We start from the raw sequence: 26,222 nt of genomic DNA, 5'->3' as shown, positions 1-26,222 counted from the left end.
CGTTTAATGTTCTGTGAATTGACGCTATGCCGGTTAGGTAGCGTGTAACAGGCAAGGGGGTGGCGGTGTCTGACTTAATGACTTCCGCAGATCGCTTCCATCCCCCTCTGCTTTCATTAAAGCAGCACCGATTAGGTTTTCGTACAGGCGCTCACTTTCGGGGCAGGCGCAAGCCAAAGATAGTGCGCCCGTTCTTATGCCGGTAGTAAGCACTTCCGCCATGTAAAGCGGCGATGGCGCGTACCAGCGACAGTCCCAGCCCGCTTCCGGCCGTATGACGGACGTTATCGCCCCGCCAGAAGCGTTCAAATAATTTTTCAGGCTCCTCCAGCGCTTCGCCCGCGTTCGACACCTCAATCTCAACATAGTCAGCGTGATGACAGGTACTGACCTGAATCATGCCTTTCTCTGGCGAATAACGAATGGCGTTGATCAACAGATTACTCATCGCACGCTGGAACAGCATTTTATCCGCGGTGAGGCTGCCTTCGGCGATCAGCTCAATGACTTTATCCTGCTCTTCCGCAACCGGTTCAAGAAAGTCGATCAGCGCTTCCAGCGCGTCCTGCAGCAGGAAGTCCTGTTTATTGAGTCTGATATTGTGGTGCGTGGCGCGAGCCAGAAAGAGAATGTTTTCAGTGAGACGCGACAGACTCTCAAGCTCTTCAATGTTGCCTTCGAGCAGCGTCTGATATTCAGCGGCTGAGCGTTCATGACCCAGCGCGACCTGATTCTGGCCCAGTAACACATTAATGGGCGTGCGGATTTCGTGCGCCAGATCGTCAGCAAACTGAGTCAGACGGATAAAGTCCGTGGATAAGCGCTGACGCATAGCGTTAAGCGCATTGCCAATCGGTAGCAGCTCCTGCGGGATAGCCTGTAGCGGCACGGGCTGATTTAACCGGTCACTGGCCGTTTCTGCCACGATCTTACTTAACCGGCCGATCGCCCTTAGCCCTCTGCGAATCAACAGCGGACTGACTGCGGCGCACAGCAAAATGGCCGCAAGTGAAACCAGAATGCTTTGCTGGCGATAACGCTCCAGCATCAGTGCTCGCTCCCGCGCGACCCGGGCAAGCGTAATAGTTACCGGCCCGAGCGAGGAGTTTGCCTGCAGGCTTAACGCCGACGCTTCCGTCTTATCCGCATTGATCCAGCGGTGCAGCTGTTTCTCACTGGGTGGCGTACTGACCGGCGTGGGCGAGATCGCGGGCAACGTTATCCCGGTATGATTAATACTGACGTTTTGCTCATGCTGCGAGCGGATGCCGAGAATGTCCTGATGGATATCGACCATCCGATTGAAGTAGAGCGGCAGCGAGCTGGGATGGGCACCATCTTCAAGCAGTTGTCTTAACTGCGCCGCCCGATTAATCAGCGTTTGATCGTCCCGCCAGACCAGTTCACTGCGTAACGCTTTATACAGAATCAGGCTGATGCCGCCACAGGCCATCGCCATGATCAGCGTAAAAATCGCGGTCAGCCGCAGCGTCAGAGAAGGGCTAGTCACCCTCGCCTCCTTTTTCTGACAGGCAATATCCCATGCCCCTTACCGTAGTGATGAGCTTTTTAGGAAAGGGGTCGTCGACTTTACGGCGCAGGCGGCGGATAGCAACATCGACGATATTGGTTTCACTGTCGAAATTAACGCCCCATATTTCGCTGGCCAGCAGCGTCCGCGGCAGAATCTCACCGTGACGGCTGGCGAGCAGCCATAACAGCATGAACTCTTTGCGCGTCAGTGCAAGAGTGACACCGTCACGCAGAACCTGAAAGCGCGCTGAGTCCAGCACCAGATCGCCCACCCGTAGTACGCTACTGTGCGGCTGCTGCTGCCGGAGCTGATTCCTTACCCGAGCCAGCAACTCCGCAAAAGAGAACGGCTTAACCAGGTAATCATTGGCCCCCAGTTCCAGCCCTTTCACCCGATCATCCACCGAGTCTCTGGCAGTCAGGCAAATTACCGGAATCTGACTGGCGGTACGCAGGGTTTTCAGCACCTGCCACCCATCCATCCCCGGCAGCATAATATCCAGTATCACTAGGCTGAAGGGATGTGACAGCCCGAGATGCAGGCCATCCCGGCCGTCTGCGGCGTAATCCACGATATAGCCCGCTTCTTCCAGCCCCTTACGCACCCAGGCGCTCGCCTTCTGGTTATCTTCAATCAGTAATAGTTTCATCGGCGCAGTTTGCCATGAAATTTATGACCGCCACAGTGTTTCAGCGACAGATGACAATATGGTCATCTTTCTGACAGGCAGAACGAACAACCGTACAGGTATAACAGCGGGGTGATTAACACCGGAGTATTAAAAAATGAAAAAGAGTCTCACTGCCCTGGCCCTCACTACGCTGCTTGCCGTCCCCGCGGTCACCTTCGCGGCCAGTAAAAATCCGCTGAGCGTTCACGTGCTGAACCAGCAGACCGGGCTGCCGGCCTCAGAGGTTGAGGTAATGCTTGAGCAGAAACAGGGAGAAAGCTGGAAAGTACTGAATACCGCCAATACTAATCAGCAGGGTCGGATTGATGCCCTTTGGCCAGCAAAGCCCTTTGAGGCGGGAGACTATCGGGTGATTTTTAAAACCGGTCACTATTTTGCGGCACATCAACAGCAGAGTTTCTTCCCCGAAATCCCGGTGGAGTTCCATATCACCAATACCACGACCACCTATCACATTCCGTTGCTGCTGAGCCAGTACGGATATTCCACCTATCGCGGGAGCTGAAATAAATGAAACGTTTACTGCTGGCATTGATGATGACTACCGGACCTGCCGTGGCGCTCGCTGCTGAGCCAGCCTCTGTCTATGACATGACGCAGGCGCTGAGTAATCAACTGGCAACGGAGGCTTTGTCCGCCTGCCATAACATGAATCGTCAGGGCGTGGTCGCCGTGGTGGATCGGGGTGGAAATCTGGTCACACTGATGCGGGATGACAACGTGGGGCCGCACAACACCCAGGCGGCATGGCGTAAAGCGTTTACTGCGCTCTCCACCAAAACGCCGACCAGACAACTGACCATAAAGGCGCAATCCTCACCGGAAAGCGTCAACCTGAATACGGTTAATGAGCTATTGCTGCTTGGCGGCGGCGTGCCGGTGCAATATCGCGGCCAGTGGATCGGCGCTATCGGCATGGCGGGCACCGGCGGCGCGGAATCCGACGATCAATGTGGGACCGCAGCGATTAACAAAGTGCTGGGTAACAGCAAGCAACCGTAATCATGATGAACGCGCGGCGGGTATATTCCTGCCAGACACGGGGAATAAACTGTTCCCCGTGTTGTTTAAATAAGTCGCCGCAAGAACGGCTGGCTTTGTGCCAAAAGCGGACATTGTATATTTGAATACTGCGAGAAATTTTTGATAATTATGCATATGCATTAAAAAGACAATTATCGGAGTGGCCTGTTAACAGTTCTTATGCAGATTACGATAGCCTCCTGGCGTTCTTCCGGTATGACGTTTGAAGGCCAGAGAAAAAGAGGGAACAGATTTATATCCGGTTAATCTGGCTATCTCAGTAATACTTAAGTGATGCTTTCTGAGTTCAGCGCATGCCAGCTCCATTCGCCATGACGTCAGATAATTCCCGGGCGTTGAACCGGTAAGCTGATGAAACCTACTGGCGAACGCACTGCGGGACATAGCCGATTTTGCAGACAGACTTGCCAGCGTCCAGTCTGCAGATGGAGAAGAATGTATCAGTGTCAGTGCGGGTCCTATTTTCCTGTCACCGAGGGCATTCAGCCAGGATGTCCCTTTCTGATTAATCTCTAAGTATTCCCTCAGCATCTGCACCAGAACAAGTATTGCCATGCTACTGGCCACAATGTCGTGTCCGGGACGAAGCGCTGATGTTTCATGCGAAAGCAAAGTGATAAGGGCGGTGAGTGCAGGAGAAGAACTTTCCTCTCGTCGTGAAACCAGCACCTGAGGCAGATGTTTTAAAAGCAGCGGGCTGGAAGCCTCCTCAAATACGAATCTCCCCCCAATCCCCTCACTGATAAGTTCTCCCTGTCCGTAGCGGACCACACCATCCGCTTCACGGTGAGAAGAGAAAATCTGCCGTCCGTCACTTACCATCAATGCCGGACTTGAGCCACAGCAGTAAGCGTCACCCGAAGTCAGAAGATAGAAGTCCCCTTTTTCAAGCAGCAGAGGCTGCATTCCGTCCATCCAAAGCCAGAATTTCCCCTCAAGCACAGTGCCGAACTTAATGTGTTTATAAGAGGGAAACCGCATTGCCCAGGGGCCACGTGCTTCCATACGGGCCGTAAGGATGGCCTCTGCCTTCAGAAGTGAAAGAATATCAGACAACGGATCCATAACTTCCTGGACGAATGAATAATAAAAAAGGGATTTCTATAATAAAAGAAAGCGTTTGTCTGCGTCATTATCATTTGAAGCTTAACGGAGAAAACAAAATGAAATACGCAGAACTGGGTAAAACTGGGATTTATGTTTCACGCATTTGTCTCGGGACGATGACATTTGGCGGGGCGGATAATGCCGCCGGTAATGCCATCGGCCGCCTGACGGGCAAAGAGGCGGACATTATCGTTGGTGAGGCGCTGGACGCCGGCATCAATTTTATTGATACCGCGGATATCTACGGTATGGGGGGCTCTGAAAGCGTGCTGGGCGAAGTGCTGGCACAGCGACGCAGTCAGGTTTTTCTTGCAACAAAAGCGCACAGCAGAATGAATGCGGGCGCAAACGATGCAGGGCAGTCGCGCTATCACCTTATGCAGGCGCTGGAAGCCAGCCTTAAAAGGCTTAAGACCGATCACATTGACCTTTATCAGGTCCACAATTTTGATACCGTAACACCGATTGAAGAGGTTCTGCGGACACTGGACGACATGGTGCGTCAGGGCAAGGTTCGCTATATAGGCTGTTCGAATTATGCCGGCTGGCAGATTGCCAAAGCTTTGGGTATTTCAGGTGAACATAAGCTGGAGAAATTTGCCAGCGTACAGTCTTTTTATTCACTGGCCTGCCGCGACATTGAACATGAACTCCTTCCGGCAATTAAGGATAGCCAAACCGGACTGTTATGCTGGAGCCCTCTTGCAGGAGGCCTGCTTTCAGGCAAATTTGACCGCAGTGGTAGTCATGAGGCCTCTGCAAGACGCGCAAAAATTGAATTTCCACCCGTTGATAAAAGCCTGGCATGGGACATCGTGGATGTTCTCAAAACAATTTCTGAAAAACACCGCACTACTCCTGCCAGCATCGCAATAGCCTGGCTGCTGTCTTCTAAGCAGGTGACGAGCGTCATAGCGGGTGTGCGCAATGTGCATCAGCTCAGAGATAACCTTAGCGCGCTGTCTGTTAATCTCAGCGAGGAGGAAAAAGAAATGCTGGACAAGGTCAGTCATCCGGGTACACGTTATCCCGGATGGATTCAGTCATATAATGCCGCGAGCCGCTATCCGGCAGGCTTTCCTGATACCGGGCCTAACTGGATATTAGGTGAATCCCCTGTTTAACACGGGCTCAGAGCTATAAAAATAACTAAGCTTTTAATAACTTTGCTGAGTCCGGGTTCCTGACGGGCTCTGCTGACTCAGGTAGTGAACATTATGGTTAGCATCTATTGCTGTTAACATCTTCAATTTAACTCACTCATGCTGTTAGTTCCTTACGCCGGCTGAAAACTTTCGTAGAGAGTAAAATTTTATCCTATCAAACTATTATTAAGTATAATCTAATATAAAAGCTGATTGACATGGTAAGGCTGAATATTAATGTTTTTCATATGCATCTATTTGTTGCATGAAAAAAGGGTCTATATTTAAATCGCGTCAAAAATCCAGAGTAAATAATACTTTAAATATTGCCATTATTTATTGTGGCAAATAATTCTACTCATTGTTTAATGATATGATTCTGTTAAAAATTAAATGCCATTTTGGTCAAACTTAGAGTCGGCTGATTTGTTCGTAAGGAATGCGATGTCTCGCAGCGTTGCTTTTGAAAAAGTTCTATAAGTTCAAGTTAATTTTTATGCGAGTAAGTTTTATGTATTTCTTAAAGTATAGTTTTGTTGGAGTGTTACTCTTAATTTTAAGTGAAATTTATTTGTCTTTTATGTGAAAAGAATATAAATTGAAGTTAAGATTGTAACGCTGGCAGTGTTATAGATTACTTACTATAGTTTGATAGTGACGAAACCTGTTAAAGTAAATACGATAAAATATGAAAAAATTAACTATTACTGAGTTTGCAAAGAAAATAGGTGTAGGTGTTGCAACAGTTGATCGGGTGCTTAATGATCGGGGTGGAGTATCGCCGGCCATGGAGAATCTAATACTCAAGGCCGCCCGTGATGCGGGACTTAAGCGTATTCTGCCGGAAAAGCATAGCCCCTCCTGGCAGCTTGAGGTCCTGTTGAGCAGTAATAAATCTTTTTTTTTCGAACAGCTTGCTAAAGATTTTTCCATGCTGGCTGATAACTTAGGCTATCGCAGAATAACACTTCATAAAACTTTATTCTCTGAAGCTTCTCCGGAAAAAATGGCAAAACACATTGAAGCCAGCAGTAAAAAAATGGACGCTTTGATTATATTTGCACATGAGAGCCCACTTATTTATGAAATGCTGACCCTGTGTAAATCTCGCGGTGTCCCGGTAATAACCCTTGTGGCAGATTTACCAGGATCTGATAGATTGTGCCACGTAGGAATTGATCAATATAGCGCAGGCCGTACATCAGGCTTTGTACTTGGTGGTATGCTACCATCACATGGGGACGTGGTGATAATTAGCGGCCGTACGCAATACGCAGTCCATCGTCAGCGTGTCGATGGCTTTATTTCAGTAATGCAGAAATTTTATCCTAAAATCAATGTGCGCGAACCTATTTACAGTCAGGATGAACGGGAGCTTATCAGTCTTTTATTAAACCGAACCCTTGCATCTGATAAAGATATTGTCGGAATTTATAATACAGGCATGGGTAACACTCAGGTTAGTGAGATTTTGAATGATTATAATCTTAGAGGTAAAGTAGTTTACGTCACTCATGAACTTTACAATACAACACGGCAATTACTCGAACAACGAGTGCTGACATTGACCATAGATCAAAATACGTTGAGGCATGCTCAGCTGGCAATAACACTGGCGCTACATTATCTTGAAATGGGTGAGCAGCCTGATGAATATAAGTCAGGAAAGGTTGATTTTATGCTGTACACTCCTGAAAATTATAGGTGATATAAAATTGGTTACGATTGATTCAGAATAATGGCCCCCTCATTAGTACTCTTAATCTTCCGCTGGTTGGTAAAACCCCTATAACTCTGAATGTCGGACCGCAACGAGCTGTCGCAGATACAATATGTTGTAGTTTTCTAAGCTACTATCGATACTACACATAGTAGATTCAAGATAAGCGGCAAGCCAACACCAGGCTAGGGATTCAGGAGTTTTCAGCCACTGCACGTCTTCGGCCCCCTGCGGTTTTTTTTTGCCTAAAGCGGGTTATTTATCCTGCAGATACCGTGGGATCCGTCCGGAACGCGGCCCGAGATACGCTTGCTATCTTGCCGATGCCTTTTATCATTAAGCTCAAACGGCGGCTGCTCCGACCGGCCACGATAAGAGCAAAAGCCACTGAATACCTCTTTGAACCGCCTGCACGGCGGTTTTTTTATTCTTCTCTCGGCGTTACGTGATCGGCAGCACATGGTTTGTGCCGTTCGCTTTTTTTTAGCAAGGCTTACAGGTGACAGCGTTCGCTGAACGCCGGATTTTCCGGGATGCATAACCTTTTCTCCCCGGCTGCTTCCGCAGCTGACCCACTCAGATGGCGGTTTTTTGCCTGTCGCCTGCATGTGCGATAGGTATGTTATGTCTATTTTGGCAAAACTACACTGTCATCGTACATTTGACGGCCGCTTTTCGCTCAAAGCGGACCTTGCAGCACGTATGTCCGCTTTGTGCCAAAGTTACGTAAGGAAGGAATTAAGCCATCCCGTAGGATGGCTTATGAGATACTGTTACTGAGATGACAGACCTCAGAAATGCGCCGACAGCACGCCGTTTACAGACATATAAAAGAAGCACTTAACGGAAATTTTAACCAGCGTTTGTGCGGAACACGCTAACAGCGTCCCTCAGATTAGCGGCTCGACTTGCAAGTTCATCAGCAGACGATGCTGACTCTTCAACGAGCACGGCATTCTGCTGTGTGACCTGATCCATCTGAGTAACGGCAATATTTATCTGCGATACCCCTGCACTTTGCTCTTTTGAAGAAGATGAAATTTCTCTCACCAGCTGTGCTGTCTGTTCAATCGCATCCATACTCTCCTTCACTTTTTCACCTGCATCCCGGGCCATCGAAATGCCCTGCTCAGCATTCTCCACAGACTTTTCGATCAGTCCTTTAATTTCTTTCGCCGCGCCAGCCGAGCGCTGTGCCAGCGACCTGACTTCCGCCGCAACAACGGCAAAGCCTTTACCGTGCTCACCGGCCCGGGCAGCTTCAACAGCCGCGTTTAACGCGAGAATATTCGTCTGAAACGCAATCCCATCAATGACAGAAATGATTTCCTTAATCTGCCCTGCACTGCTGCTGATTTTCTCCATGGAACCCAGCACTGATTCCATTGCCTGACCGCCACGCAATGCCGCGCTGGTAGCCGAGCTGGCCATTTCTGCAGCATGGCGGGTGTTTTCAGCATTGTTGCCGATGATCGAAGAGAGCTGTTCCATACTGGCGGCTGTTTCAGCCAGTGATGCAGCCTGTTCTTCCGTCCTCGCAGAAAGATCGCCGTTACCGCGGGCAATCTCCTCAGATGAGGTGGCAATGGTGACGGCATTAGATTTAATGTTTTCTACCGTCACCGTCAGGCGCTGACTCATCTGCAGTAATGCCTTAAGCAGACCGGCTGTTTCATTGCGTCCTGTCACGGAAAAAGATGCTGTCAGATCGCCTTCTGCTACTTCAAGCGCAAGCTTTGACGCGGCACCGATAGGTCGTGTAACAGAACGGATAATGATCAATGCGAAAAAGACAGAAAGCAGGACCATAAAGAGAAGAACGCTCAGCAAACCATACTGTGCATTCCGGTGGTCCGTAATCTGCTGGTTCAGCATGTCATTCAGTTCATTACCGCCCGCAATCGCGTAGGTGCTGAATCTGTTAATCGCGCTGGTAAAAATTGCGGCATAGTCCTGAGGATTCTGATTCGTCATACTGCGGCTAATAAATAACGCCCCTGCAGTTTTCAGGGCATTTTGGGCTTCCTGCACGGCCGCGTCTGCATCGGCACTGAATTTCTGCTTCAGCCCTGTATCAGACGAAAAAAGCTTCTCTGAGTCCTGAGCAAACATATCCAGATTATAGGCACCCGTGCTGATTAATGATTCCATACGGACAGAGTCAGCCTCACTAACGGCTTCTTTCCTGGCAAGCAGTGAAGTCCCGAACGCACGAATTTTACCCAGACTTTCGGTAAGCTCAGGCAATGATGAGAAATTGCTGATAATCAGGCGGTACGTACTGATATCTGAATCAAGCGACAAACCGTAAAAATCCAGCACGTCGCGGTTTGTGTTAAGAAGTTTGCGGATGAGTTGCGCATGTGCGTCAAGACTGGTCGTTTGATTCAGTTTCGAAGCATCAATGTCCTGCTGCAGCGCGTCCCACTGTGCACGCACCCCATTGATTTTTTCGATTAAACCCGCACTGCCTTCTGTCTGCGCCATCTCTTTCTTGATGGCATCGGTGATAGTAACAATGTCATCTCTAACACTTAGACGCGATGAGGTGGCAGGATTTTTTTGCGCAATAGCGAGGGCTGTTTCAGCGCGATGGCGCTGTATCAGATTCAACAGGGCAAGGATTTTGTTTTCAGCAGGCACTCCTGTTACTTCTTTCTGCTTGTCCTGAATATATTTATTACCTTCTGACACAAAAAGCACGGTAGGAACTGAAAAAAGAACAAGGCAAAACAAGCCCAGAATTGCAAACTTAGCGGTAAGATTAATATTGTTAAGAATATTACTCATTTTTACACCCTGCTGAATTAATTTTTATAAGAACACAAATAATGCAGATTAAAAGCATCTTAATCATCATTATCGGTTAACTATTCATTAACTTTATAGCAGGCGTAAGAAAGAGAATATTTAGGTTGAATCGCAACAAGGTCTAACCTGTTACCCAGTAATTAGACAATACTGATGTTAACAATTACCTCATAAGAGGTAGGAAAGATTGTTAATATCAACTTCTCTCTTAACGAATTTTATACATGATTCATGTCCACTTTGTGCCAGGAGCGGACGTTCATGATTTTGAGATAAGCATAAAAGTGCATACGATTTCAGAAAGCATTAACTGCCTGGTACAGATTACAGAGACAGGCCGGACTCACCAATAAAATCGACAAAGCAGCGTATTCTCGGTGAGAGATACCGGCTGGCTGGCCAGAGTGCCGAGAAAACCCCCTGCCTGGTACAGCTACCTGGCAATACCTCTTTCAGTTGCCCCGTGTTCAAAGATTCGCGAACGACAAAACCGGGCACATAGCAAATCCCCATACCTGACAGGCTCAGGCGAACAGAAGCCTCTATATTATTTACGGTCAGAACAGAGGCTGTCCTCAAATCAGCACCCGGGCACATACCGCGCAGTTCCCAGGGCTGGAGCAGCCCCGTTGAGGGAAAACGAAAAGAAATGCACCTGTGCATCGTTAAATCCGCTGGCGAGCCGGGTACGCCATATTCATTCAAATAGGAAGGGCTGGCGCAGAGCACAAAACGAAAATCACCAACCTTTTTAGATTTCAGTCGGGAGTCCGTCAGTTCACCGCTTCGTATGGCTACATCAAATCCTTCATCAATGATGTTTACCAGCCGGTCGCTGAAATCGAGATCGAGTTCTACATGAGGATAACGGCGGGAAAAGTCCGGCAGAAGAGGAAGGATCAACCTGTAGCCAATGACAGGAAGTGAAACCCTGAGCTTCCCGGCAGGCTGCGCTAAGCTGCTCGTCAGTTCTGACTCCGCCTCCTGTAATTGCTCAAGGATATGCTGGCACCGGATTAATAAAGCCGCCCCCTCCGCTGTCAGACTCACGTTTCTGGTGCTGCGATTTAAGAGACGTACGCCCAGTTTATGCTCAAGTCTGGCGACATTCTTCCCGACCGCTGAGGCAGAAATCCCAAGCAACCTTGCGGCCTGTACAAAACTCAGCGTCTCCGCTGTCCGGACAAACGAAGTAAGAGAGGTCAGACTGTCCATTGATTATAAACTTAATGTCCGTTAAGAAGAGATTTTCAGTGTATTTATTCACTCTAATGTCTGCAATAACATTGCTGAAGTTTGTTAACCCATCCGCTTTTCGGAAACATAAGGTCACCCAATGGCAACTTCAGCCAGAACACCCAGTCCATATGCCAGGAATATGGCAGCCTTTTCTGTCTATCTGGCGGCTGTATTGCTGCCGTTAAGCTTTACCGGTGGTGTAATCTCCACGCCGGCAATACAACAGGCTCTTGGCGGCTCGCCTGCCGCGCTGTCATGGCTGACGAATGGATTTATGCTGACTTTCGGCAGTTTTTTGTTGTCAGCCGGTGTTGCTGCGGATGTTACTGGCAGAAAGCGCATTTTTACCGCAGGCTCAGCCCTGTTTTGCCTGAGCAGCGTTATGATCTGCCTGACACAGGATATCTTTATGGCTGGGTTGTTCAGGTCACTGCAGGGTCTTGCTGCGGCCTTGATATTGGCCAGCGGCAGCGCCGCACTGGCCCGTCTCTATGAAGGTCCGGACAGGACCCGGGCCTTCAGCGTACTTGGCACTATGTTTGGCGTGGGCCTGGCGTTCGGCCCTGTGTTGATGGGTTTCATTACGGATGCTTTGGGCTGGAGATGGTTGTATGCCATGTTAGCTCTGCTTTCAGGCATTGTAATTTTGACCGGTGCTGCGTTTCTGCCAGCATCAGAAGAGAGCGGACATCAGAAACCAGACGGCACAGGATTAATCATGTTTACTGCATCCCTGATGTTATTTACATCAGCGGTGATGCTTATACCTGCCTTTGGGTTTTTATCGTTTCCCACATTCGCCCTTTTCATTTCCGCCATGCTGCTTTTCAGCGGGTTCGTAGTGCGTTGCCTGGGGGTTGAAAATCCTGTTCTGGATATCTCTCTGCTGCTGCGCCCGCGCTTTGCCGGCGTTCTGCTACTGCCGATAGCAACATGCTATTGCTATGTTGTGCTGCTGATTATTATTCCGCTGCATTTTATGGGCGGTGACGGGATGAGTGAGTCCCGGAGCGCTTTTTATCTTATGGCGCTGACGTCTCCAATGCTGGTTTTCCCTTCCATTGCCGCACTGCTGACAAGGTGGTTTTCTCCAGGAACCGTTTCAGCTGCAGGACTTATTATTGCATCAGTCGGGCTGCTTTTCCTCGGATACGCACTACCGCGTAACAGCAGTAATTTTCTTGTGCTTTCACTGATTATGACGGGTACCGGCGCTGCGCTTCCATGGGGACTGATGGATGGTCTGGCACTTTCAGCTGTATCTGTGGAGAAAGCGGGCATGGCCGCAGGCCTCTTTAATACCGTTCGCGTTGCCGGAGAAGGGATCGATCTGGCGATGGCGTCAGCATTTTTAACAGAAATGAATGATTTGAATCTGAAAAACACCGTTCACGGGTATGCGCCAGAGGTCATTCACCAGGCTGCCGCATGGCTGGGGGGCGGCAGTACTGAGCAGGCCGCTGCGATGTTACCCGGTATTTCACGATTATTGCTTCAGGACAGTTATGACACTGCGTATACGTTTCTTTTTAGAGTTCTGGCTGCTGTCACGCTGATTTGCGCGCTGATGGTCTGGATCACGCTGGGTCGGCAGAGGCAAGGCTGTGCTGCAGGCAATACGCTGGCCAGAGATGAGTGAAAAATCGTGATCGAATAAGGTCGTAAGCGTTCATTTCATCGCATCCGCTTTTCGCTCATAGCGCGCATTATCCGATGTCAGACCACTCTATGCCAGGAGCGGACGTTGTTGAGTTCACACAGCATGAATTCATGAAAACAGGAACGTCATATTTTGTCTTGATTAACGCGGGATGAAAGCTCCTCATGGCTCTCTTTTCGTTCACTGTAGCGATCGGCAAGGTAACCGGTCTGTCCCTTGAGTATAAGGGTGATTTTAAACAACTCTTCGGCGACATCGACGATACGATCATACCAGGACGAGGGTTTCATTCTCCCGTTCTCATCAAATTCCTGCCATGCTTTGGCCACTGAAGACTGGTTGGGGATCGTAAACATCCGCATCCAGCGTCCCAGAATTCGCATCTGGTTCACGGCATTGAAAGATTGCGAACCGCCGCATACCTGCATGACCGCCAGAGTTTTTCCCTGGGATGGGCGAACGGCCCCTTCGCTTAAGGGAATCCAGTCGATTTGTGCCTTCATCACGGCACTCATTGCCCCATGCCGCTCCGGGGAACTCCACACCATCCCGTCACACCACCTGACCAACCCGCGCAACTCGGTGACTTTTGGGTGCGTATCCGGGGCGTCGTCCGGCAGGGGTAAACCTGAAGGGTTAAACAGTCTGACCTCCGCTCCCATCGCCTCCAGCAGGCGACCTGCTTCCTCTGCTGTAAAACGACTGTAAGAACGCTCTCTTACCGAGCCATACAGAATCAGAATGCGTGGCGGCTCATGGAGCTGCAGACGTTCAGCAATATGCTGATCGAAGCAATCAGCGTTCAGGGCAGGAAAGTGCTCCATTTTTTCTCCTTCGGGTGGCTCTGGTGATTTCAAAATAAACACATATGATTTAACATATATGTATTCTAAAGGGAATGGAGTAATAAATGCTACAGCCTGTTCAGCTTTTTAAGATCCTGTCGGATGAAACCCGGCTCGCAATTGTCATGCTTCTCCGGGAATCGGGCGAACTGTGCGTATGCGATATATGTGCGGCTACCACTGAATCACAGCCTAAAATTTCCCGTCACATGGCTATCCTGCGTGAGGCTGAACTGGTACTGGACCGTCGGGAAGGGAAATGGATTCACTACCGTCTCTCACCCCACATGCCCGCATGGGCCGGCGAGACGATAACGACGGCATGGCACTGCCTGCGCGATGATGTGCGTGAACGACTGGAAAAATCCGCATGTACTTCTTGCTGAGAAGCTTAATCACATACACATAAGCATATATAAAGGAGTCTGAGCATGTTTCTGGCAGGAAGTATCTTTATACTCACGCTGGTCCTGGTCATCTGGCAGCCCAGAGGCCTCAGCATTGGCTGGAGCGCAAGTATCGGAGCCGTGCTGGCGCTGGGAACGGGAGTCATCCACTTTGAAGATATCCCTGTCGTCTGGAATATCGTCTGGAATGCAACAGCGGCGTTCATTGCGGTAATCGTCATCAGCCTGCTGCTCGATGAGTCTGGTTTCTTTGAATGGGCCGCACTGCATGTTTCCCGCTGGGGTAACGGGCGCGGTCGCCTGTTGTTTACGTGGATAGTACTGCTTGGCGCTGCTGTTGCTGCGCTGTTTGCTAACGATGGAGCAGCACTGATACTGACACCGATTGTGATTGCGATGCTGCTCGCTCTGGGGTTCAGCCAGGGAACGACACTGGCATTTGTCATGGCTGCAGGATTCATCGCTGATACCGCCAGCCTGCCGCTGATTGTCTCTAACCTGGTAAATATTGTCTCGGCGGATTTCTTTGGCCTGGGCTTTACACAGTACGCCTCCGTGATGGTTCCTGTGAATCTGGCAGCCATTGCTGCCACGCTGGTCATGCTGCATCTCTTCTTCCGCCGCGATATCCCTGCCAGATATGACGTCTCACTGCTGAAGATTCCTGGCAGTGCGATTAAGGATCCTGCGACGTTCAGGGCTGGCTGGATTGTTCTGCTGTTCCTGCTGGTCGGTTTCTTTGTTCTTGAGCCGCTGGGGATCCCTGTCAGCGCTATAGCAGCAGTTGGCGCAGCGGTGCTGTTCGTGGTGGCAAAGAGGGGCCAGGCCATTAATACCGGGAAAGTGCTTCGTGGTGCGCCCTGGCAGATCGTGATTTTCTCGCTGGGTATGTATCTGGTCGTCTATGGCCTGCGTAATGCCGGACTCACTGAGTATCTTTCTGCCGTACTCAATATGCTGGCAGACAACGGTTTATGGGCTGCCACGTTCGGCACCGGCTTCCTGACTGCCTTCATGTCGTCGGTGATGAACAATATGCCGACGGTGCTGATTGGTGCGCTGTCCATTGACGGGAGTACTGCGACTGGCGTCGTCAGAGAAGCAATGATTTACGCCAATGTGATTGGCTGCGATTTAGGTCCCAAAATTACCCCAATCGGGAGTCTGGCAACCCTGCTGTGGCTGCATGTACTGGCACAGAAAAACATGAGCATTACCTGGGGATATTACTTCCGGACAGGCATAATTATGACCCTGCCCGTGCTGTTCGTTACTCTGGCCGCGCTGGTATGGCGGCTCTCTGTCACTTTGTAATGAGATACTGATATGAGCAATATTACCATCTATCATAACCCGGCCTGTGGCACCTCACGTAACACGCTGGAGATGATCCGTAACAGCGGCAACGAACCAACAATTATTTATTATCTCGATACGCCACCGACACGAGAAGAGCTTACCAGGCTGATTTCAGAAATGGGGATTTCTGTACGTGCATTGCTGCGTAAGAATGTTGAGCCTTATGAGCGATTGGGTCTGGATGAAGATAAATTTTCTGATGCGCAGTTGATCGATTTTATACTTCAGCACCCGATCCTGATTAACAGGCCGGTAGTAGTGTCACCGTTAGGGACACGACTTTGCCGTCCCTCAGAAATTGTGCTGGATATTCTCCCTGAAGGTCAGAAAGGTTCTTTCACCAAAGAGGATGGAGAAAAGGTGACTGATGAGGCAGGGAGACGGTTTAAGTAACCTGGCGAGTTCACATTAGCGGACACCGGGCGTCCGCTTCCCGCTCATAGCGGCCCTTCCAGAGCGCAGGTCTTCTGCGTGCAAAAGCGGAACTCGATGAGAGATGAAGAAGATCACCTATCACGTTGCTTTTCTAACCGGATGAAAGTGCCATCCAGATTTGCTTTATTACCCCAGCCGAGTTGCATGTAAAATTTTGCCGCACGGCTGTTTTCATCGGTTTCCAGCCAGGCAATTTCGTGATGTCTGAATAACTCCTGTTCCGCAAGCATAGTGAGTCTGCGACCTATACCTCTGCTTTCGTATTCAGGAAGAACAAAAAGACCATAAAGGCAGCCTTTATCCTTTAAAATCATTGAAAAACCGATAATTTCGTCATTATCACAGGCAACCCATGCACAATGGTCGTTTTTGATCATATCGCCCACGACGCTTTCTGTGATCCCCATTCTTCGCATTTCTTCGCGGCTCAGATGATTCTCCGTAACAGATGTTCGGACTGAGAAAATTCCATCAACATCAGAAAGTTGTGCTGGCCTTATACCTATACTCATAAGACTTACTCCATGTATGACAAAGCTAAATCCTGATGATAATGAATTCAGATCCTCTTAGGAGCCACAGAACCGTCAATGAGATGCCTGCTATTTATTTTCCGTTCCTCGCTCAAAACGCATTTTAACCAGCTTCTGCAGTTAACCCGCCCCTTTGCCAACAGACTCAGCCAGCAGGCCCGGAACGCTGTGCGGTCCGGGGATGTTAAGCTGTTCGATTGAGGTCTCCCGACATCTTAAAATGTCACTGAAATGGTCAGTTTTGCGTTCCTTCAGCTGATGGCGAGACCCTGACCCGGAATGCAATAACCAGCGCGGCAGTGAACATGATACAGGCAGCTGTAATGAATACCCCCGTTACCCCGTTGAGGCCATATATCAGGCCACCTATTGCTGCACCCGCGGCAATGGAGGATTGAACGGCGGCAACCACCATACCCCCTGCGCTCTCGGCCTCATCGGGAAGAGTCCGGGCGACCCAACCTGACCACGCCACCGGTATGCCACCAAATGCCAGCCCCCACAGCATGACCAGCGCCGTAAGCCCGGCGATTGATAACGGCAGAGTGATCATACCCAGTGCCGCTGCTCCCACCAGAGCAGGCATAATAATCAGCGTAAAACGCAGGCTGCGTTCCATCAGCCACCCTGCCGACAGTGTCCCGATAAAGTTAGCAACGCCAAACACCAGAAGTATTAACGCCAGCCCTTTTGCGTCTATGTGTGCGAGCCCTTCCAGCGCCGGCCGTATATAGGTAAACAGCGCATACTGGCCGGTGTGTGCAAGCACGCACCCCAGCATGCCCACACTCACGCCCGGCCTCTGGAGCAGAGAAAATACGGATGCCGTCCTGGTCCTGACTACCGGCGGCATTCCGGGCAGCGTCAGCCACTGAAAAATAAAAGAGAGTGCGCCAACCGCAGCAGCGGCAACAAACGCGCTACGCCAGCCAGACATCTCGCCCAGATAACTTCCCAGCGGTACGGCAACAACAGTACCTACCGCGATTCCACTAAAAATGATCGACAGCGCCCGCGGTACCAGCCTCTCCGGCACTAGCCTCATCGCAACCGCCGCTGCCATACTCCAGAATCCACCCAACGCGATACCCAGCAGGATGCGCATTGCCAGCAGCATGACAATACCTGAAGAGAGCGCCACGAGCAGATTTGAGAAGATCATAAGGGCGGTAAAGCTCAACAACACGACGCGCCGGTCCAGCGCACGCGTTAATCGCGGTATCAGTAATCCGGCAAATAACGCAATCACCGCCGTCACTGTTACGGCCTGTCCTGCAAGAGATTCTGACACACCCAAATCCCGTGCAATAGGCGTTAATAAGCTGGCAGGCAGGTACTCTGCGGTGAGCAGGCCAAAAACACCCATGGTTAACGAAAAAACCGCAAGCCAGGCTGGCTGGATTTTCTCATCTCTTTGCACTCTTTCTTTGTGAACCCTGATAGAAGTTTCATCCGTCATTTCTAAGTCTCCTGGAAAGTCGTTTCAGGAGAAGAAGTCTATTCAGGCGCAGCTGGATGATCTATGCTCTAAAACCCTCACTTTTTTACCCAAAACCCGAAAAGGCATATGACTTCATCCTTCGCTCTGTCATCAGAACTCATCAGCGAGCTGCTTTCCGGTCTACGGCTATACGGCGTGCGATATCAGCGTATCCAGACGGGAGATACGTTTGGCCTGAACTTCGCAAGCAGGCCCGGTCATGCTTATCTGCACTACGTCGCTGTAGGGGAGATGGTGCTTCATAGTGCAAACGGCGAAGTTCTTACGCTTTCAGCCGGAGAGGCTGTATTTCTTCCCCACGGCGAACGGCATCAGCTTTTGTCGGCAACAGCCGCCGACGTGCTGGATATCGACAATATTGAAACGGCACCACTCGATGAAAAAGTGAGTGGGATTGATACCTGCCCGAGTACTCAGGAAACGCCAGGTGCTGTGCTGTTTTTTGGTTGTATGAAAATCGATCTGGGAAGCATGCAGCGGCTGGCGGATGTGCTGCCTGAAATTATGCATGCCGATGCAAAGGGGATTCAGTGGCCGGGACTCATGCATATCCTTGATGCGATGAAGCGTGAGATATGCTCCGGACGCGTGGGCTATGCAGGTATTCTCGCCAGGCTTGCCGATGTGGCTGGAGCGATGTTTATCAGAGGATGGGTGGAAGATGGTTGCGGCAATAGCCCTGGCCTGGCTGCAGCACTGCGCGATCCGCGTCTGGCTCAGGCCATCCTGGCGATTCATCGCGAACCGGGCCGGGACTGGAGCGTGGCAGAACTCGCCGCCGAATCGCATATATCCCGCTCCGCATTCGCCGAAAGGTTTCAGACCACTATCGGCGTCCCACCGCTACGGTATGTAACGGAAGTAAAGATGCATCTCGCTGTCCGCTGGCTGTCGTCAGAAAACATCACCGTCGACACCGCATCGCAACGGTTGGGATACTCCTCTCAGGCTGCTTTCAGCCGGGCTTTTAAGCGTGTAACGGGCAAGTCTCCAGGCGCGGTTCGTTTGCTTAGCTAATGGTGTTTTATCCCTGGCGGGGCTAGCAGTAATCGCGACGCAGTTTGACTTCCTTTGTGCTCCAGCAAAGGCAGCATTAAATAAATAAATCACATTAAAAACAGTGTCCGTTTCTGGCATATAGCGGTCATCAGCCCGATGACAGTCCACTTTGTGACAGGAGCAGACGTCAGTTCCAATTAATATAGTCAGCGCAATGCCTTTGAGAAACAGATAGCTTCTGTCCTGCCTATATATGGGCCGTAATTCTCAATAGGGACATAACCATTTTTCATGTAGAAATTTACAGCACGATAGTTGATGTGGCGGGTTTCCAGCCTAACTTCGATATATCCCATCTCTTTTGCTGATTTTTCAAGGAAAGTGAGTAAAGCACCACCAATCCCTGACTCACTTCGGTCTGAAAACATTCTTTTAAGCTCGGCTATATTTTGGGTAAATGGCCGTATAGCACCGCATCCCACAGCTTTGCCTTGAGAATTCTTTGCTAATGCCCATAAAGCTTTGTCATCACCCATTGCTTGGGTGGTGAAATTGCTTTTGCCGTTATCACCAGTAATAGCGGCAAGTTCTGCTGATAGCATTTCGATTAAACGATGGGATTCTGAAGAGAATAGATCTGATTTTTCTACTTTTATCATGGTTATACCCTGCAGGATGAGTGTGACCAACATAAAGCATCCTGCTAAGAAAAGCATCAGCTCAAAACGGGTAAAGGGATATCACTTATTCAAACCATCCCTGGGGTCATGGCTGCTCCTCACTCATAGCGGACATAAATCTGAACTTAGTCTGGCCCGCCTCATTGCTGTTGCCAGAAATTAATACAAAGGTAATACAGCTTGAACGTTAAACTGGAAGGCATACGGACATGATAGCTGTTTAAATTGCTCATCGGCCGAATAGGTGACAGCAATTTGTCGAAGCATTTTAATCATAACATGGCTGCAAAGATATGAGGTTCACAATCAAGATAATATAGTAAACAGGGACTTTTAAAACACAATTAATTTAAAAGCCATCCTATACTAATGCTTAAAGCATCAGCTGAAAAAATATTATTTTTTTTTGCAGTTTATCATTTTATAAAAGAAGCCGGAATGCGCATTTTCGATGATAAAACGATCATCGTAATTAGGACGTCTTACGAAGGTTATTCCGTTAACAGTAGCCTGCTGTTTAATACCACCCATGACACTTTCAAGCGCTGGGGATGCTACCTCATTACCCAGCATTTTCACTTTGTAGTTACTTCCATTGTCTTCAACGACAGCAGCTTTTGGCAAAAGCTGCGTCTCTGTATGAGAGCTGGTTATCCGGACATCACATAAATATGTCCCCAAGCCTAAATCTTCAGCTGCGGAACATAAACCGGAAAAAAACAAAGCAATCATACAATAAACAAATTTATTCATATCTGTCTTCCAGGACTTTGGATCGTTAAAAAATCGTTATCGGCAAAATATTTTGTGACTTGAGGAGTTGGTGATGTCATACGTGTATAGAGCTGATTTATGGATATTAATTTTGTTGTGGGTAAGGTTGGATGAGCCGGGTGCTATGTTGGATGCAATGGTAACAGTCAGTCATTAAGAACGGAACGTCCGCTCCTTGCTCATAGCGGACACTCACCACATGTATCTTCTTTTTATGTTGCGATCCTTAATATCCTGGCCTGATAAGAACGGCTTTCAGCTCTAATGCAACATAACATCTGTGACCAGCATGCCGCGATTCAACCCGTTCCCCTGCAGAAGAGGCCGGGGTTATGTCACAGGAGTCGGCAGAGGCCGGGCGGGAAATGGATCGTTGGGTGGTGCCGGATAAACTGCCATCACTCAGGCTGACACTATGCGATGTCTTTTAAGGAAGATCGGGATTTACTGGTGCCGGTAAAAACGACTGATATGACTTCACCGGCTTTGCAGTTCAGGCCTGGCAACCCGGTGTCTCAGCATTGCCTTGCTGTCTGCTTAGTCTGTATGCATGAAGTCGCCGGGGTCATCAATCTCCGGCAAACCACGTTAACGGCATAGGGATAACTATTTAGCTCCACTCATCCCGGGAGAACCATCATGTCCTCCCTCATTCCCGCCACTGCCACCCTGCCCGCCGACGCCGCCAGGACCCGCATCGCCTCCGTTTCCGCCATTACCTGATCCGTCACCATTACCGCCGTTCCCTCCATTTCCTCCGTTTTCACCACCATTACCGCCGTCGCCGCCATTTCCGTTGCTGCCAGAACCAGCATTCCCTCCGTCTCCCCCGTTTCCGTCACCGCCACCGTCACCACCGTCGCCACCGTCGCCACCGTCGCCGTCTGCCCATGCCGCAGTGCTGAATATTCCGGCCGCCAGAGAAGAGGTTACCGTGAGTACGACCATGAAAGGTCTCAGTAATGCTGAGGTGAGAATAATGAGATATACAGCTTTCATGAGAAGGTTTTTCATATCATCCTCTGCGCTATGACTTATATTCCGCCGCCGCTATCACCGTCATCACCACCATCACCACCATCACCACCGGATGAGTTGTTCCCGCTTCCTCCGTTGCCACCATCCCCTCCATCGGCTCCGTTAGTGCCGCCATTTCCGCCATCTCCGCCATTTGAGTTGGAGCCTGTACCAGCATTACCGCCGTTACCGCCATCCCCTCCGTTTTCGCCCGGACCACCGTCCCCGCCGTTTCCACCATCAGAAATCAGTGATAAGGAATCAGGAAAAGGAATCGGGGAGGCCGGAGAGGCATAACCGTAGTGTGTAAAAATCACCAGTATCAGAGTGGAGCACCTTAGTAGGGTACGGTATCGTTTACAGATGTTCTGACTGGTCATTGTTACCTCCATCACCGCCAGCACCTCCGGGCGCATTGTCAGTTGAACCACCATCACCCCCGTTGCCACCATTGGCGCTACCCTGTCCATTTTTATGATGTTTGTGGTGTTTATGGTAGGGTTCAGTCGCGGCGCCTGCCCCATTTCCCCCATTTCCGCCGTTACCACCTGTAGCAGAACCGTTACCGCCGTTACCTCCGTTCAGACAGCCTGTACCGGGCACGCCGTCTTTACCACTTTCTCCATCAGGCGAACTGCCGTTCCCATCTTGTCCGTTCAGGCTCTCACAGGCAGACAGCTGAATAGTGTCCTGCGGGAGTGTCTGACTGAATACCGGCAGGGAAAGGAGCAGCCCTGCAGATAGTGGAAAAAAAATCAGCGTGCTGTGTAGCTTTGACATAGAAGTTTCATCCTTTAATTAATGGCCGCCTTCATGAGGCGACCATTTTTAGTTAGATTCTGCAGCCTGATTACGCACCGCCGCCATCACCACCACCACCATCGCCACCGCTATCACCACCATCACCGCCGCCGTCACCGTCTCCGGAACCATTACCGTTAGCGGAGCCGTTGCCAGTGCCGTTATCATTACCGCTGCCATTCCCGTTACCGCTGGCGCTGTTATTTCCTCCATCGCCGCCAGGGCCACCAGGAGAATTAGAACCAGAACCCCCTTTGCCGCCGTCACCTCCATTAGCATCGCCGACAAGTAAGAAGGTCTGTGGGGAGTGATTCGTAAACGGTTGGTTATGTAACGGTGCAGCGACTGCAAGTCGCGCCGCAGAGAGAACAAAAACAGCCAAAGCAAGCGTTAATTTTTTATGTCTCATAATCCATCCTTAAAGATAATAAATACATGAGATAATCGCTGGCCCACCCCATAGCTAATGAGCTATTTCATTAAAAGTAAATTATCTAAAAAATAAAAACTATGGAGTGTAATGAAACGTTTTTCGTTGTTTTAGAATGTTTTCGTTTAATTTTAAAAAAAATTTTCGGGGATGCTATTTTTTAACTAACTAGTTAATAGCTAATGACATTAAAGGCTAATAATTACCCTGCTAACAATTTACTCTTTTCATGAAATAATACATATTGCATTTTTATTAAGGCACTTTTTTCATAAGCAGGGAATGACAATCCTGAACTCAAAAAAAAGCAAAAGCATATATCATTTTCTATAATTCATCTGACTTTTAAGAGGTATGGTAAGGGGACACTGTTTAACCACTCAGAATTAATTTTCCTGAACCTCAGAAATCCGTAATTTCAGGAAGCACTACCCTAACTGCTGCAGGCGGGACCTCGCGGGGCTGAATAAAGGTGAAACCCGTAACGCGCAGATGCATGCGATATTTATGCACCGGCTGGAAGAAATCAGGGCCCGAAATCCGGCAAATCAGAGCTGCATGTTGCGCAGTAAAGTAACTGCCCCGCTTCCCATTGATAAAGACCGCCTGTTTCGATGGTGTGCTGACATGCGGCAGAGCGGGCTAAAGCCGCCCCTGTAAACGCCTGTCGTCAGACATATCCCATCATTTTCAGCAGCGACTGCACCTGATTCATCGCTTCGCTGCGATGGGTGACGCCCAGCTTCTGATAGAGATTACGGATGTGGGTTTTGATGGTGGTGGAGGCCACCGCCAGCTCACCGGCGATTTGATCGTTGCTGTAGCCCGAATAGATCAATCCCAGCACCTGCCATTCACGCTGCGTCAGCGGACTGGTTCGGATCAGCTCCGGCACGTCAGGATGGTTAAGCAACCGGCTGACAAAGCCTTCATCGAAATGAGCGAACTTGTGACGGTGATATTTGTTGATCTCCAGCAGGATGCGCCGGGCGCGGTGGCTGTCCAGTTCATTCAGGGTATTCAGCTGGATCAATTGCCGCAACTGCTGCGCCATCATCTCGCCTTCAATCACGAAATGGCTGATAAAACCGGTGCTGCGCGCCAGTTTCAGCGCCTCTATCAGGACACGCTGCGCCTCCGCTTTGCGGTCGGTCTGCCAGTAGATCTGATTCAGCAGCAGCAGATTACGGTTTAAATCGCTCATCAGGCGCAGGGCACGGGCATTCTCATTCAGCTCCTCCAGCACCACTTCCGCCTGGCTGACATCACCCAGCAGGATCTGCGCGCGGGCGATGTTCCGCCATTGTCCCTGCAGAAAATGATTATTGGCAAAGGCAGGTTTAGGCGTCTGCCGCATCCAGTCACGGGCGTTCTGGCTGTCGCCGGTCAACTGCCAGTAAATGACCCGGACTTTGTCGGCATTGGCTATCCAGTCGCTGTGCCAGTTGCCATTGTTCAGCAGGTTTTCCAGCCGGTTCAGGTAGCTGCGGGCGTTATCCAGATTGCCGCGTGCCAGTGAGCACTGCACCAGCAATCCCAGACACTGAATCTGCTGCTGCGGCTGAAAACCGTTCAATACTTTGATGCCTTCCCGGGCCGCCTGCTCCGCCTCTTCCAGCCGTCCCCAGGCCCACAGCAACTGAGCGCGGATGCGCAGCAGAAACTCATGCAGCGGGAACTGCGCCAGGTGCTGCTCGTCGACCAGCACAAAGGCGCGGCTCTGGATCTCATAGGCTGCCTGCAAAAAGCCCTGAGCAAACAGAATCTCGCTCTGCTGAATCAGGCTCCAGAGGGCGTAGTGCCACACTTCATCGCGCCGCGCCATCTGTTCGGTCTGCCGCATCAGTTTGAGTGAATCATCCAGCTCGCCTTTGCAGTGCATCACTTCACCATGCACTGAGGTTGCCACAATGCGGCTGTAGTGACGGCTCGCTGGCAGGGTGTCGAGCGCCACTTTCGCCAGCCGCTCCGCTTCATCGGTATTACCATCGTTAATCGCCACCTGGGCGCGCAACGCATTAAATTCACCGCGCAGTGCTGTATCGATCTCGCAGCGGCTGGCCTGTTCAAAACGCGCCAGCAGACTGTCGACTTCGGAGAAGCGATGCTGACTCTGCATCAGCCACGCCTGCAGCAGTACCAGCATTGGATTTTCCAGCATCATCTCCCACGGCAGTGCTTTCAGGGAGTTCTCCAGCAGCGGCAGCTCGCTCTGATTAAACAGCGTCCAGGCGTGCTTCAGGAGCACGTCCCGCAGCATAGTGGCGTCGCCAGAGGCGAGCGCATGATGAATCGCCTCGCCGGGAAAGCCCTGCGCCATCCAGCTCTCAGCCGCAGCCCGATGCAGCGCAGGCAGTTCCGCCGCCAGTTCCCACTGGCAGCGCTGACGCAGGAAGTTACCAAACAGCGGATGGTAGCTGAACCAGCAGCCGGAATCGTCCATGCGCTGCAGAAACAGACCCTGACGCTCAATCTCTTCCAGCCGCATCTGGCCGTTCTCTTCGCGGGTGACACAGGCGATCAGTTCATCGTTCATTGAACGCAGCAGCGCGGTTTTCAGTAAGAAATGGCGGGTAGGCAGATCGACGTTATCCAGAACTTCCTCAACCAGATAATCGGAGAGGTGGCTGGCATTAATACCAGAGAGACGCCGCGCGGAGTGCTGAGCCGAACTGGCACCCTGTCGCGCCGACAGCACGATCAGTTGCAGCGCCGTAGCCCAGCCCGCTACATCATCACAGAGTCGGCTGCTCTCTTCGCTTTCCAGCGGGGCCGCCAGTCGGCAGTCAAAAAACTGTCGCGCCTCCTGGTGGGTAAAAGCCAGCTGCTGGCTGCCCAGCTCAATCAGTTGCTCACGCACCCGCAGGTTGGCGATACCGAGTTGCGGCAGGTTACGTGACATCAGAATCAGCGTCAGATTTTCAGGCTGATGGCGCAGGAAAAAGCGCATCGCGTCGTGGATCACCGGATTGGTGATCAGATGGTAGTCATCAACGATCAGCCACAGCGGCTGCTGCCACTCCACCAGCTCGATAAAGAGCTGAGAAAACAGCGCATTGAGATTGACATACTGCCGCTTCTGCGCCAGCAGTTCACTGCGCGGACAGCCACCGTGGGTGGCCTGTTGCAGTGCAGCGATCACGTAATCGGCAAAGCGCTCCGGCTGATTATCGCCCTCATCTAAAGAAACCCACCCCAGATCGCTTTTCCCTGCCGCCCACTGCGACACCAGTGTGGTTTTACCGTAGCCCGCCGGACTGGTGACCAGCACCAGCCGATAGTTACCGGCAGCGGTGAGTTTTTGCAGCAATCTCTTCCGAATCACAGTGCCTTCAAGACGCACCGGGCGGCTGAGTTTAGCGGGTATTAACATGGGCGCGCGTTTCTCCATTTGTCGAGCGCATCATTATTTTACGCTTCGTAATTATTCCTTACACAGGTTCAGCATTTCGTCAGATGAATGCAAGCAAACCCATTAATTAAACTTTAC

The 26,222-nt window shown here is 50.4% G+C and carries 24 protein-coding genes; 9 read left to right on the top strand and 15 right to left on the bottom strand.

All coding sequences use genetic code 11. The annotated features are described in order from the left end of the window. Positions 1 to 151 precede the first annotated feature (151 nt). Positions 152 to 1,510 carry a heavy metal sensor histidine kinase gene (locus NR195_RS03025; protein WP_256844086.1) on the bottom strand — a complete coding sequence of 453 codons (1,359 nt, stop codon included), beginning with the start codon at positions 1,508 to 1,510 and terminating at the stop codon, positions 152 to 154. Next, positions 1,503 to 2,183 (bottom strand): response regulator transcription factor HprR, encoded by a 681-nt coding sequence (gene hprR / locus NR195_RS03020; RefSeq protein WP_256844085.1) that lies wholly within the window; start codon positions 2,181 to 2,183, stop codon positions 1,503 to 1,505. The genes NR195_RS03025 and hprR overlap by 8 nt, the downstream gene beginning before the upstream one ends. 136 nt (positions 2,184 to 2,319) lie before the next feature. Here hprR and uraH point away from each other — a divergent pair, with 136 nt between their 5' ends. Beyond that, positions 2,320 to 2,730 (top strand): hydroxyisourate hydrolase, encoded by a 411-nt coding sequence (gene uraH / locus NR195_RS03015; protein WP_010247303.1) that lies wholly within the window; start codon positions 2,320 to 2,322, stop codon positions 2,728 to 2,730. A gap of 5 nt (positions 2,731 to 2,735) precedes the next feature. After that, positions 2,736 to 3,227 carry a heme-binding protein gene (locus tag NR195_RS03010; protein WP_163851964.1) on the top strand — a complete coding sequence of 164 codons (492 nt, stop codon included), beginning with the start codon at positions 2,736 to 2,738 and terminating at the stop codon, positions 3,225 to 3,227. A 189-nt stretch (positions 3,228 to 3,416) separates the two neighbouring features. Here the strand turns inward: NR195_RS03010 and NR195_RS03005 are convergent, their stop codons facing one another. After that, the gene (locus tag NR195_RS03005) at positions 3,417 to 4,334 is read right to left on the bottom strand and encodes an AraC family transcriptional regulator (protein ID WP_010670295.1); all 918 of its coding nucleotides are present in this window, start codon (positions 4,332 to 4,334) and stop codon (positions 3,417 to 3,419) included. A gap of 98 nt (positions 4,335 to 4,432) precedes the next feature. Between NR195_RS03005 and NR195_RS03000 the strand changes: the two genes are divergently transcribed. Both NR195_RS03000 and NR195_RS02995 read left to right on the top strand, forming a co-directional pair. After that, positions 4,433 to 5,500 (top strand): aldo/keto reductase, encoded by a 1,068-nt coding sequence (locus NR195_RS03000; RefSeq protein ID WP_033760287.1) that lies wholly within the window; start codon positions 4,433 to 4,435, stop codon positions 5,498 to 5,500. A 709-nt stretch (positions 5,501 to 6,209) separates the two neighbouring features. Beyond that, the gene (locus NR195_RS02995; RefSeq protein WP_256844084.1) at positions 6,210 to 7,229 is read left to right on the top strand and encodes a LacI family DNA-binding transcriptional regulator; all 1,020 of its coding nucleotides are present in this window, start codon (positions 6,210 to 6,212) and stop codon (positions 7,227 to 7,229) included. An 864-nt stretch (positions 7,230 to 8,093) separates the two neighbouring features. On the opposite strand, the gene NR195_RS02990 is transcribed toward NR195_RS02995, so the two are convergent. Beyond that, positions 8,094 to 10,031 (bottom strand): methyl-accepting chemotaxis protein, encoded by a 1,938-nt coding sequence (locus NR195_RS02990; RefSeq protein ID WP_256844083.1) that lies wholly within the window; start codon positions 10,029 to 10,031, stop codon positions 8,094 to 8,096. Between the two features lie 345 nt (positions 10,032 to 10,376). Further along, entirely contained in the window at positions 10,377 to 11,267 is an 891-nt protein-coding gene (locus NR195_RS02985; RefSeq protein WP_207254632.1) for a LysR family transcriptional regulator, read from the bottom strand. A 121-nt stretch (positions 11,268 to 11,388) separates the two neighbouring features. Between NR195_RS02985 and NR195_RS02980 the strand changes: the two genes are divergently transcribed. Beyond that, complete coding sequence (locus tag NR195_RS02980; protein ID WP_256844082.1) at positions 11,389 to 12,930, top strand: MFS transporter; 1,542 nt, start codon at positions 11,389 to 11,391, stop codon at positions 12,928 to 12,930. A gap of 146 nt (positions 12,931 to 13,076) precedes the next feature. Here NR195_RS02980 and arsH read toward each other — a convergent pair whose 3' ends face one another. Then, a complete protein-coding gene (arsH, locus tag NR195_RS02975; RefSeq protein ID WP_031592440.1) occupies positions 13,077 to 13,775 on the bottom strand; it encodes an arsenical resistance protein ArsH in 699 nt (232 codons plus the stop codon). A gap of 86 nt (positions 13,776 to 13,861) precedes the next feature. Here arsH and NR195_RS02970 point away from each other — a divergent pair, with 86 nt between their 5' ends. From NR195_RS02970 to arsC, 3 genes are read left to right on the top strand one after another with little or no spacing between them, the layout of a single operon-like run. Then, positions 13,862 to 14,182, top strand: a complete 321-nt coding sequence (locus tag NR195_RS02970; RefSeq protein ID WP_022624488.1) for a transcriptional regulator — start codon at positions 13,862 to 13,864, stop codon at positions 14,180 to 14,182. A 45-nt stretch (positions 14,183 to 14,227) separates the two neighbouring features. Continuing rightward, positions 14,228 to 15,517 (top strand): arsenic transporter, encoded by a 1,290-nt coding sequence (locus tag NR195_RS02965; RefSeq protein WP_115758187.1) that lies wholly within the window; start codon positions 14,228 to 14,230, stop codon positions 15,515 to 15,517. A 12-nt stretch (positions 15,518 to 15,529) separates the two neighbouring features. Beyond that, positions 15,530 to 15,955: a glutaredoxin-dependent arsenate reductase gene (arsC, locus tag NR195_RS02960; RefSeq protein WP_256844081.1), complete on the top strand. Its 426-nt coding sequence runs from the start codon at positions 15,530 to 15,532 to the stop codon at positions 15,953 to 15,955. A gap of 113 nt (positions 15,956 to 16,068) precedes the next feature. On the opposite strand, the gene NR195_RS02955 is transcribed toward arsC, so the two are convergent. Then, positions 16,069 to 16,509: a GNAT family N-acetyltransferase gene (locus NR195_RS02955; protein ID WP_256844080.1), complete on the bottom strand. Its 441-nt coding sequence runs from the start codon at positions 16,507 to 16,509 to the stop codon at positions 16,069 to 16,071. 256 nt (positions 16,510 to 16,765) lie between these two features. Then, on the bottom strand, positions 16,766 to 17,989 hold the full coding sequence (locus NR195_RS02950) for an MFS transporter (RefSeq protein WP_256844079.1): 1,224 nt from the start codon (positions 17,987 to 17,989) through the stop codon (positions 16,766 to 16,768). Positions 17,990 to 18,097: 108 nt separating this feature from the next. Between NR195_RS02950 and NR195_RS02945 the strand changes: the two genes are divergently transcribed. Beyond that, positions 18,098 to 19,048 (top strand): AraC family transcriptional regulator, encoded by a 951-nt coding sequence (locus NR195_RS02945; RefSeq protein WP_022624746.1) that lies wholly within the window; start codon positions 18,098 to 18,100, stop codon positions 19,046 to 19,048. A gap of 188 nt (positions 19,049 to 19,236) precedes the next feature. Here the strand turns inward: NR195_RS02945 and NR195_RS02940 are convergent, their stop codons facing one another. From NR195_RS02940 to malT, 7 genes are all read right to left on the bottom strand, one after another. Beyond that, the gene (locus tag NR195_RS02940; RefSeq protein ID WP_060679080.1) at positions 19,237 to 19,722 is read right to left on the bottom strand and encodes a GNAT family N-acetyltransferase; all 486 of its coding nucleotides are present in this window, start codon (positions 19,720 to 19,722) and stop codon (positions 19,237 to 19,239) included. Between the two features lie 384 nt (positions 19,723 to 20,106). After that, positions 20,107 to 20,463 (bottom strand): hypothetical protein, encoded by a 357-nt coding sequence (locus NR195_RS02935; RefSeq protein WP_187511108.1) that lies wholly within the window; start codon positions 20,461 to 20,463, stop codon positions 20,107 to 20,109. Between the two features lie 641 nt (positions 20,464 to 21,104). Further along, on the bottom strand, positions 21,105 to 21,350 hold the full coding sequence (locus NR195_RS02930; RefSeq protein ID WP_022624743.1) for a hypothetical protein: 246 nt from the start codon (positions 21,348 to 21,350) through the stop codon (positions 21,105 to 21,107). Between the two features lie 161 nt (positions 21,351 to 21,511). After that, positions 21,512 to 21,742 carry a hypothetical protein gene (locus NR195_RS02925; protein WP_256844078.1) on the bottom strand — a complete coding sequence of 77 codons (231 nt, stop codon included), beginning with the start codon at positions 21,740 to 21,742 and terminating at the stop codon, positions 21,512 to 21,514. A 116-nt stretch (positions 21,743 to 21,858) separates the two neighbouring features. Next, positions 21,859 to 22,281: a hypothetical protein gene (locus NR195_RS02920; protein ID WP_256844077.1), complete on the bottom strand. Its 423-nt coding sequence runs from the start codon at positions 22,279 to 22,281 to the stop codon at positions 21,859 to 21,861. A 48-nt stretch (positions 22,282 to 22,329) separates the two neighbouring features. After that, positions 22,330 to 22,482: a hypothetical protein gene (locus tag NR195_RS02915; RefSeq protein WP_232526453.1), complete on the bottom strand. Its 153-nt coding sequence runs from the start codon at positions 22,480 to 22,482 to the stop codon at positions 22,330 to 22,332. Between the two features lie 920 nt (positions 22,483 to 23,402). Next, positions 23,403 to 26,105, bottom strand: coding sequence for an HTH-type transcriptional regulator MalT (gene malT / locus NR195_RS02910; protein WP_256844076.1), 2,703 nt, complete (start codon positions 26,103 to 26,105; stop codon positions 23,403 to 23,405). Between the last annotated feature and the right edge of the window lie 117 nt (positions 26,106 to 26,222).

This window comes from Pantoea sp. Ft-CA_14 (assembly GCF_024520875.1).
GTDB classification, from domain to species: Bacteria; Pseudomonadota; Gammaproteobacteria; order Enterobacterales; family Enterobacteriaceae; genus Pantoea; species Pantoea agglomerans.
Note: the sequence above shows the minus strand (reverse complement) of the source record. Positions and strands in the feature narration are given on the sequence as shown.

Bases quoted from the DNA above. Each gene is read 5' to 3' on its own strand.
- hprR (WP_256844085.1), bottom strand. From the start codon at position 2,183: ATGAAACTATTACTGATTGAAGATAACCAGAAGGCGAGCGCCTGGGTG.
- uraH (WP_010247303.1), top strand. From the start codon at position 2,320: ATGAAAAAGAGTCTCACTGCCCTGGCCCTCACTACGCTGCTTGCCGTC.
- NR195_RS03010 (WP_163851964.1), top strand. From the start codon at position 2,736: ATGAAACGTTTACTGCTGGCATTGATGATGACTACCGGACCTGCCGTG.
- NR195_RS03005 (WP_010670295.1), bottom strand. From the start codon at position 4,334: ATGGATCCGTTGTCTGATATTCTTTCACTTCTGAAGGCAGAGGCCATC.
- NR195_RS03000 (WP_033760287.1), top strand. From the start codon at position 4,433: ATGAAATACGCAGAACTGGGTAAAACTGGGATTTATGTTTCACGCATT.
- NR195_RS02995 (WP_256844084.1), top strand. From the start codon at position 6,210: ATGAAAAAATTAACTATTACTGAGTTTGCAAAGAAAATAGGTGTAGGT.
- NR195_RS02990 (WP_256844083.1), bottom strand. From the start codon at position 10,031: ATGAGTAATATTCTTAACAATATTAATCTTACCGCTAAGTTTGCAATT.
- NR195_RS02985 (WP_207254632.1), bottom strand. From the start codon at position 11,267: ATGGACAGTCTGACCTCTCTTACTTCGTTTGTCCGGACAGCGGAGACG.
- NR195_RS02980 (WP_256844082.1), top strand. From the start codon at position 11,389: ATGGCAACTTCAGCCAGAACACCCAGTCCATATGCCAGGAATATGGCA.
- arsH (WP_031592440.1), bottom strand. From the start codon at position 13,775: ATGGAGCACTTTCCTGCCCTGAACGCTGATTGCTTCGATCAGCATATT.
- NR195_RS02970 (WP_022624488.1), top strand. From the start codon at position 13,862: ATGCTACAGCCTGTTCAGCTTTTTAAGATCCTGTCGGATGAAACCCGG.
- NR195_RS02965 (WP_115758187.1), top strand. From the start codon at position 14,228: ATGTTTCTGGCAGGAAGTATCTTTATACTCACGCTGGTCCTGGTCATC.
- arsC (WP_256844081.1), top strand. From the start codon at position 15,530: ATGAGCAATATTACCATCTATCATAACCCGGCCTGTGGCACCTCACGT.
- NR195_RS02955 (WP_256844080.1), bottom strand. From the start codon at position 16,509: ATGAGTATAGGTATAAGGCCAGCACAACTTTCTGATGTTGATGGAATT.
- NR195_RS02950 (WP_256844079.1), bottom strand. From the start codon at position 17,989: ATGACGGATGAAACTTCTATCAGGGTTCACAAAGAAAGAGTGCAAAGA.
- NR195_RS02945 (WP_022624746.1), top strand. From the start codon at position 18,098: ATGACTTCATCCTTCGCTCTGTCATCAGAACTCATCAGCGAGCTGCTT.
- NR195_RS02940 (WP_060679080.1), bottom strand. From the start codon at position 19,722: ATGTTGGTCACACTCATCCTGCAGGGTATAACCATGATAAAAGTAGAA.
- NR195_RS02935 (WP_187511108.1), bottom strand. From the start codon at position 20,463: ATGAATAAATTTGTTTATTGTATGATTGCTTTGTTTTTTTCCGGTTTA.
- NR195_RS02925 (WP_256844078.1), bottom strand. From the start codon at position 21,742: ATGGTGGAAACGGCGGGGACGGTGGTCCGGGCGAAAACGGAGGGGATG.
- NR195_RS02920 (WP_256844077.1), bottom strand. From the start codon at position 22,281: ATGTCAAAGCTACACAGCACGCTGATTTTTTTTCCACTATCTGCAGGG.
- NR195_RS02915 (WP_232526453.1), bottom strand. From the start codon at position 22,482: ATGGCAGCGGTAATGATAACGGCACTGGCAACGGCTCCGCTAACGGTA.
- malT (WP_256844076.1), bottom strand. From the start codon at position 26,105: ATGTTAATACCCGCTAAACTCAGCCGCCCGGTGCGTCTTGAAGGCACT.